Origin of the sequence: Streptomyces sp. SID1328, from assembly GCF_009865595.1 — a bacterium.
Lineage (GTDB): Bacteria > Actinomycetota > Actinomycetes > Streptomycetales > Streptomycetaceae > Streptomyces > Streptomyces griseoluteus.
In genome coordinates this window covers 1-1,097 of the sequence record NZ_WWKH01000597.1, presented here as the reverse complement: position 1 = coordinate 1,097, position 1,097 = coordinate 1, and the positions used below count along the sequence as shown (strand labels likewise).

General features: G+C 73.8%; 2 protein-coding genes. Both read right to left on the bottom strand.

Features of this window, described 5'->3' with window-relative positions:
• A partial coding sequence (locus tag GT030_RS19065; protein WP_161202119.1) for an FAD-dependent oxidoreductase occupies nucleotides 1-584 on the bottom strand: 584 nt, incomplete at its 3' end.
• 242 nt (nucleotides 585-826) lie between these two features.
• Nucleotides 827-1,097 (bottom strand): DUF2293 domain-containing protein (locus GT030_RS19060; RefSeq protein WP_161202118.1); only part of this gene is annotated, 271 nt, incomplete at its 5' end.

Here is a 1,097-nt window from a genome sequence, read left to right as displayed (position 1 = left end):
CGCTTCTCCATCTTGAACTCGGGGATGCCGTACCGCATCAGCCCCCCGATCCGGTCGTCCTTCTCGTAGACCGCCACGGTGTGCCCCGCCCGCGTGAGCTGCTGCGCGGCGGCCAGCCCGGCCGGCCCGGAGCCGATCACCGCGACGGTCTTCCCGGACAGCCGGTCCGGCGGCCGGGGCGGCACGAACCCCTCCTCCCAGGCCCGCTCGGCGATCGCCCACTCGACGTTCTTGATCGTGACGGCGGGCTGGTTGATGGCCAGCACACAGCCCGCCTCGCAGGGCGCCGGACACAATCTGCCGGTAAACTCGGGGAAGTTGTTCGTCGCGTGCAGCCGCTCGCTCGCCGCCCGCCAGTCCGACCGGGCCACCAGGTCGTTCCACTCGGGGATCAGGTTCCCGAGCGGACAGGCTTCGTGGCAGAACGGGACCCCGCAGTCCATGCACCGGTTCGCCTGCGCACTCACGATCGGCAGCAACGCCCCCGGTACGTAGATCTCGTCCCAGTCCCGGACCCGCTGCACCACCGGCCGCCGCGGCCACTCCTGGCGCGGTGTGCTCATGAACCCCTTGGGATCGGCCATGGGCGTCTTCCTCGCGGACGTGTACCGGGGTATGGAGGGCACTGGGGGTACCACGGGCCGTGCGCGGCATCGGGCGGAGGTCCATAGGCGGTCACCCGGACCGCAGGCGACCCCGTCCCGGTGTCCTTCCGGCCACGATACGTCTCCGCCGACCCCAGCGCAGGGCGGCGGACGCCACCTTTCCGCACTCCACGGCCCAGCGGCCCACGCCCGCGACCCCTGGCTCCCTCGCTCCACTTCCGTCACTCCTCTCCCCGCTCCCGTCCCGGTTCCACCACCTCCCGCGCGGCCGGCTCCCGCCACTCCCGCAGCACGTCCTCCACCGCCCCGGCGATCCGCTCGCGCGCCTCGCGCCGGGGCACCCCGCTCATCAGCAGCCCGTCGTACGGGGTGTCCAGGTGCCGTACCGACGCCACCACCGCCGAGGTCACCGCCGCCTCCGACAGCGCCCCGCCGGCCGCGCTCCGCCCGACCCGCCCACTGCCCCGCAGGGCCGCGTGCCCGGCGACCGCC